Genomic DNA, 6123 nt, shown 5'->3' on the forward strand with positions numbered 1-6123 from the left:
TAAAAAGGCAAAAGGCAAGAGGAATCCCCCCTAACCCCCCTTAGTAAGGGGTGCAGGCAAGAGGGGGAAGAGATCCGGAGTTTTATTTTCCAATAAAAAAAGACCTTCTAGGTTTACATCTCAAATACAAACGCGCTTATCATCTCCGGTTGACTAATTATTATAATCGGTAATTGCTCTGGGGGGGAGACAAGCGTCCCAAAATCATTACCAGCTCTAGGTTTAAGGTCGCTATGCTCCACAACTATACCTAGACAATCATGAGCATAGTTTTAATTACTGAGAACTAAATTACTGAAAAATAAATCCCTGATTATTCCCTCCAAGTTGGATAAAAATTAGGTTAATAAATTGCGTAAACTAATTGGCTAAATCCAGACTATCTCAGGATTATAGCCGACATGTAATCTTTTAATTTAATTGGCAATTATTAGTTGATTTACGATTACATATTAATTATTATCCATTATGAAACACAAGCTATTCAAAGCTGTTTAAGCATCCAATCAAAGCTTTTGATAAATTATTTAACTGCCGTAAATTAAGTTCACAAAATCTTTAAATAATCTATACTTAGAATTACGCTGACTTTATAATTAATAGCGAATTTTAGATTATTCTTAATCTATAAATGGAAGTATTTAGCCGTCAGCTAACGCCCTACGCGCATGCTACGCTTACCAGCTATCAGCCATTGCCTGATCTGAATACTTACCTATAAATAGGGATTTTTTCCGGCTAAAGAATGATATGAAGTAAAAATTTTACCATTCTTTATAATCATTTTCCGGATTTTGTGTTGGCACCAATCAATATCTGTGCTTACTGTTGATTACAACAATTACAACACTAGTATCAGAACAATTATTGTGCCTTAAATTTCCCAAATTGAACCGCAAATTTAGGCAGTTAAAAAAAACTTCGCTGCTTGAAATTTATTCCACAACACCCAGAAAATTATGAAAATGAACAAAACCATTGCTAAAAAATTCTTACTGTTCGCTACAGTAACCGGTTCCGTTCTCGCTGCTGCACCAAGTTTGGCTGCTACTTTCGCTTTGTCTAAAGGATCCTTTGACTTCAGAAACTTTAGTACTGATCCTCTGGAAGTGGTTACCATGTCTGAAGCCGACACTTTTGTGATTTCAACTGGGGGTGAGGTGATTGTTGAGGCGAACGCGGAGTCAAATTTTAACCCTGATTCACCCGATCCACTACAACGAGCTCGTAATAAATCTTTGAGTACCGCTGAGGGTGAAGGAAGCAACTACCGTGGTATTGCGGAAAGTTTTGCTGGACTTATCGGTTACAACTTCTTTGTCGATGCAGGGGAAACCTTTTCTTTCGATTTCAATGGTTTTCTCGATCTAATCACCATGATCGACAATCCACCTGCTGAAAGTGCAAGTGCCGAGGGCACCGTAGTTTTCGAGTTATATGACACCAATGACTTGAGTACTCCCATCGACTTCTTCGCTCTCTCTGGTAATTTAGAGACTCTAGGATATGATGATTTCCTTGTGTCTGCTCACAGTGACAATGTGTTTGCTTATAACGACTTTACTAAGTTGTTTGGAGGAACAGAGGAATTTGCTCTGGCTGATGTTCAGGGTTATTATGAGCGCACTTTCGAAACAGCAACTTATTTGACCTTAGTCGAAGCTAAAACGAATAAGGTAACCGTTAAAGCTCCTGAATCGTCAAACTTGCTAGGCTTACTTTTCTTCGGTTTACTGAGCATTGGATACCGAGTAAAAACTAAAAGTTTTACCGATAAGTCAAAATTATTAAGGGATTAATCATACTAATAATCAAGTCCGGTTAATCACTTATCAACTCCTGGATTGTTGGTCATAAGCAATCGGTAATGAGTAATCGTTAACTACCCATTAATACTTACCAAATTACCAATTACTAATTCCCCGATCAGGAATATGATAATTAGTCAACCGGATTTGATATAATTAGTCATTAGTTGACAAAAATACCACTAGTGGGAGCATTTTGCTCCCTTATTTTTTCCCGTAGAAGAAGCAAAGCTAGAGCTGGAACTTCTACTATAACTCCTGCCAGACTCTCTGGTCACAGTAACCTCTTGACTGGTGTTTACTTGATCACCAGATGCAAATGCCCTACTTTCGGCTTGGACTACTACCTTTCCATCTGGTGAAACTATCCATTTTCTGATTATCCCGGAGCGAATCATAATTTAATGTCTCCATGGCTTTGTTGATTGAGGTTTACCTACTTTAAAGGGTAAGCTATCAGCTGAGAGCTGAGAGCTGAGAGCTGAGAGCTGAGAGCTGAGAGCTGATAGCTGAGAGCTGAGAGCTGAGAGCTGACGACTGATAGCTGACGACTGATAGCTGACTTACCCATTACCCATTACCCTAAATCATTCCACTACTGACCCAACGCCTCCGCAGTTTGACTCTCAACCTTATCAACCATAGTGTCACTATGAAGCATATAGTTGAGTTCACGATTGAGCCAATCCTGAAACAGTCTATCCAATATCTCGTCGTACCTTTCCGGTGTTAATTCAGCAGGGATAAACCTTTCTACCATCAAGATATGATAACCCTGAGGAGTTTTGACCGGATTGACCACTTGTCCAATAGGTACACCAAAGACAATCGCTGCTATATCTGGACGTAAATTCCAACGGTAAAGCTTCCCTTCAAAACCGCACTTCTGTCGGCGTTGCTCATCAATGTCATAGATATGAGCGGCTTGATAAAAGCTAATTTCTTTTTCTTCAATTTGATAGAAGAGTTCTTTGGAAAGTTTCTCGTTAGCTACAATAATTTGATAGAGCAAGATTTGGTCAAAATCTAGTCGGTTTTGACCAAAAAACTTTTCCACGTCTTTATCAAATAGAGATTTGGATAACTTTTTAGCTAGCAATTGCTGGCGAATTCCGGCTTCCCAGTCATCGGAAGTAATCATATTATCGGCTAGCCAAGCTAGAGTGTCTGAAGCCTTCTCCAAGCGATTTTGGTGACGGAATTTATCTGCCTCTTCCTGAATTTCTTCGGCGGTGACGGTTAGGTTTCTTTCGACAGCAGCTCGATTAATGACTTTTTGATACAAAATTTTCTCAGAGACGTCTTTTAGCTGGATTTCTCGTTTCAGAAACTCAGTAATTTCCTGTGGTTCAAGGGATGCTCTAGAAAGAATAGTCATGGTTAGGTTTTATTTGCTCAGATTTTAGCTGATCGGGTAATCGGGCAATATATGGGGCAACGGATGAGTTAACAGATGTAAGGGATAGGGTGCTTCCGACTACTTATCAATTTTATGCTAATTTATGCTAAAATTGCATCAGATACTGTGATGAAATCAGCATCAGTTAGGGTGGTGGCACCCTGTCCATCGACGGTTTCTTTGACTACAGCTAGAATATCGTTATTGAATTTCACCAAAGTGGCATCACCAATGCCATTACCATTGCTATCAAATACCTCTAGTAGGATGTCCTCCCCAGATAGTCCCCCAGTCAAACCAATCTTGTCACCATCAGCAGCATTGAAATCGGTGATTAAATCAGCTAGAGAGGGGTCAGTTATCGGACTAGTTGTTTCCAATCCCAGCACAAATGTATCGCTACCGTTGCCCCCTGTGAGAGTATCCGTACCAAAGCCACCAATCAAGACATCATCCCCATCTCCGCCAGTTAGTTCATCATTGCCCTGAGTACCCCGCACTGTGCTATTGCCATTAATAGTAGTCATGCTCATCACATTGGAGCCTACACCTGCACTCACACCGCTGATTAAGCCATTGCTACTGCTTGAACTCAACCGATTACTCGATAAACTGCTATTTGTGCTATTTGTTTGTGAGTCGTTAGTTACTATCCTAATACCATCGTTACCATTGATAGTGAGGCTATTGTTTGTGATGATTCTGGAAGAATTGTTTGAAGAATTGTTTGTAGTCGCAGTTGAACTAGTAATTACACTAGGGTTCTCTGGGATACTGTCTGTGATGCTGTCTGTGATGCTGTCTGGGATGCTGTCTGGGATGCTGTCTGTGGTGCTCTGTGTGATAGGCTTTGTGAACCTCTCTTTGAGCCTCTCTGCAATTCGGCTCAAACGAGGAAATGTAAACGTTATTGTTCTGATTAAAGTTCTGTTTAAATCAAACATGGTTCTGAATCGGCTACAAGCCGTGTATTATTCTTAAGCTGCACCTGTTGAACCTGGTTTGTGGAGTGTTAAGTGTTGCGTGTGGAGTGTTGAGTGTTAACTGGTCTATAGACGAACGGACAGGTCTTATTCCTACGAACTGTCAACCGTTAACTGTCAGCAAAAATCGCTCAATTCAAAAACTATGTCAATTAAATGGTGATTAGCTTAAGCCTTTAACCTGTCTCTATAAGGCTGCTCCACTCATCGGATAATTGTCTGGTAATTGATTGGTAATTGATTGGTAATTGATTGGTAATTAAATATCCATGAGTTTAGGGAGTTTAGGCTCAACCTAAAAAAGGAATGAAAATCTTTTCCCCTTCATTCCTAATTCGATTCCCTCCTAATTATCAAGCTAGGGGCTAGGTGGTAGGCGATAAAAACTTTAGTTACCATCGCCCATCGCCTAGTCTCCCTTACCTATTACCGAAAATTACCGAAAACCCTTATTTATAGCCGGATTTACCAAAATCGGTATTATCTATATCTACCGAAAAACAAAGATATACTGTCAGACTTAGCCCGGAAAATTCCTTTCCTCTTCCTAGACTCAGCATCAGCACTCGCCTTGGCGATGCTCTTCTTAGAAAACCTGCTATTTATTACTCTTGAATCAGTATCAGTCACTGCTGAGGTTTGATCGCCATCAGCGAATGCATCAGCCTCTGCTAATGCCACGTCAGCTCTAGCAAGTGTTCTGGTATTTGCCTGAGCAACTGCACCGCCTATAATCCAGCTTTTATGAGCATATTCCCGAACAAAATCTAGGTTATTAATAATCATTAATCAACCTCTACCTGTATAGCTGTGCCTCTTAGATTGATGATAAGGATAGATAAGCCTCGCATTCTTTTATGAATAAGAAGGGGGTTCCTATCCCAAAATCCCTAATTTCAAACTACATTTTAAACTACCTGGGCATCTCTAGTTTTTGTTAACTGATAGTTTTTAGTAAACTAATGTTACGAAAACCCTTCCTTTCTGTTCCAGGTTCTCCGTTCCATTTTATTTGTATTTACCCAGTTAATTGGAATTGTTTCCAAATTTACTCTTTCTATTTGCCTTAATTAAGGGGGAAACATTGGTCACTAAATCTAGAGATGAATTTATCCTAGATAGAAATGCTTACCCCCAGCAATCTAATCAGGTACTACGATTAGTCCCTACTAAGATTAGTTTACAAAAGCTACAGAAAGAGAAATTGCCGAAGAGCCGAAGGAATTGGCTTGAGCGTCAGTAATGGTTTCAGCCAGACTATCCTTACCTTTGGCATCAGCAGTAGCTTCAGCAGTAGCCGCGTTGCCCTTAACCTTCACAATAGACTCAAAGCGCTCTTTGATATTGACCCTTTTATTAATATCAATGTCCTTGAAATCGCGGAAGAATACACGTCCGGAGAATCCTGCGCCAACGATATTGGTTTCTTCGTTAACAACTTCGATGTGATTTAGGTCAGAAATATTCATGGTTGGTCTGCTTTTTTGTTAGTTTTATGTTACTCAACAACTTGATTGTTGTTATTTTAAGCCTACCGCTCTTAAGTCAATTTGTTTCACTTGTCACGCCAAGTTGGCGGAAAGTTTATTAAGTTTGGTAGGTGGCTTAGGTAGGTAGCTAAGCTAATGCTTACTCCTAGCAATCTTAGTAGGGAATAAAATTTAGTCCCTACTAAGATTTAGTCCCTACTAAGATTAGTCGACAAAAGCTACAGAAAGAGAAATTGCCGAAGAGCCGAAGGAATTGGCTTGAGCGTCAGTAATGGTTTCAGCCAGACTATCCTTACCTTTGGCATCAGCAGTAGCTTCAGCAGTAGCCGCGTTGCCCTTAACCTTCACAATAGACTCAAAGCGCTCTTTGATATTGACCCTTTTATTAATATCAATGTCCTTGAAATCGCGGAAGAATACACGTCCGGAGAATCCTGCGCCAA

The 6123-nt window shown here is 40.0% G+C and carries 7 protein-coding genes; 2 read left to right on the plus strand and 5 right to left on the minus strand.

Features of this window, described 5'->3' with window-relative positions:
- Positions 1-959 precede the first annotated feature (959 nt).
- Positions 960-1799 (plus strand): hypothetical protein, encoded by an 840-nt coding sequence (locus F6K20_RS09810; protein ID WP_008178932.1) that lies wholly within the window; start codon positions 960-962, stop codon positions 1797-1799.
- A gap of 604 nt (positions 1800-2403) precedes the next feature.
- On the opposite strand, the gene F6K20_RS09815 is transcribed toward F6K20_RS09810, so the two are convergent.
- Positions 2404-3186: a peptidylprolyl isomerase gene (locus tag F6K20_RS09815; protein ID WP_008178926.1), complete on the minus strand. Its 783-nt coding sequence runs from the start codon at positions 3184-3186 to the stop codon at positions 2404-2406.
- Between the two features lie 122 nt (positions 3187-3308).
- Positions 3309-3734, minus strand: a complete 426-nt coding sequence (locus tag F6K20_RS09820) for a calcium-binding protein (protein WP_071102129.1) — start codon at positions 3732-3734, stop codon at positions 3309-3311.
- Here F6K20_RS09820 and F6K20_RS09825 point away from each other — a divergent pair.
- Positions 3733-4188, plus strand: a complete 456-nt coding sequence (locus tag F6K20_RS09825) for a hypothetical protein (protein ID WP_071102130.1) — start codon at positions 3733-3735, stop codon at positions 4186-4188. The two genes, F6K20_RS09820 and F6K20_RS09825, sit on opposite strands and share 2 nt — an antisense overlap.
- Before the next feature lie 482 nt (positions 4189-4670).
- On the opposite strand, the gene F6K20_RS09830 is transcribed toward F6K20_RS09825, so the two are convergent.
- From F6K20_RS09830 to F6K20_RS09840, 3 genes are all read right to left on the minus strand, one after another.
- Positions 4671-4976 carry a hypothetical protein gene (locus F6K20_RS09830; protein WP_287265059.1) on the minus strand — a complete coding sequence of 102 codons (306 nt, stop codon included), beginning with the start codon at positions 4974-4976 and terminating at the stop codon, positions 4671-4673.
- Between the two features lie 389 nt (positions 4977-5365).
- Positions 5366-5659 carry a hypothetical protein gene (locus F6K20_RS09835; RefSeq protein ID WP_287294535.1) on the minus strand — a complete coding sequence of 98 codons (294 nt, stop codon included), beginning with the start codon at positions 5657-5659 and terminating at the stop codon, positions 5366-5368.
- A 225-nt stretch (positions 5660-5884) separates the two neighbouring features.
- Positions 5885-6123, minus strand: a 239-nt coding sequence (locus tag F6K20_RS09840; RefSeq protein WP_287294537.1) for a hypothetical protein, incomplete at its 5' end; no start/stop codon positions are given.

Origin of the sequence: Moorena sp. SIO2C4 (genome assembly GCF_010672485.1) — a bacterium.
Taxonomy (GTDB): domain Bacteria; phylum Cyanobacteriota; class Cyanobacteriia; order Cyanobacteriales; family Coleofasciculaceae; genus Moorena; species Moorena producens.

Coding starts and splice junctions, on each gene's coding strand:
- F6K20_RS09825 (WP_071102130.1), top strand. CDS start 3,733: ATGCTCATCACATTGGAGCCTACACCTGCACTCACACCGCTGATTAAG.
- F6K20_RS09830 (WP_287265059.1), bottom strand. CDS start 4,976: ATGATTATTAATAACCTAGATTTTGTTCGGGAATATGCTCATAAAAGC.
- F6K20_RS09820 (WP_071102129.1), bottom strand. CDS start 3,734: ATGACTACTATTAATGGCAATAGCACAGTGCGGGGTACTCAGGGCAAT.
- F6K20_RS09835 (WP_287294535.1), bottom strand. CDS start 5,659: ATGAATATTTCTGACCTAAATCACATCGAAGTTGTTAACGAAGAAACC.
- F6K20_RS09810 (WP_008178932.1), top strand. CDS start 960: ATGAAAATGAACAAAACCATTGCTAAAAAATTCTTACTGTTCGCTACA.
- F6K20_RS09815 (WP_008178926.1), bottom strand. CDS start 3,186: ATGACTATTCTTTCTAGAGCATCCCTTGAACCACAGGAAATTACTGAG.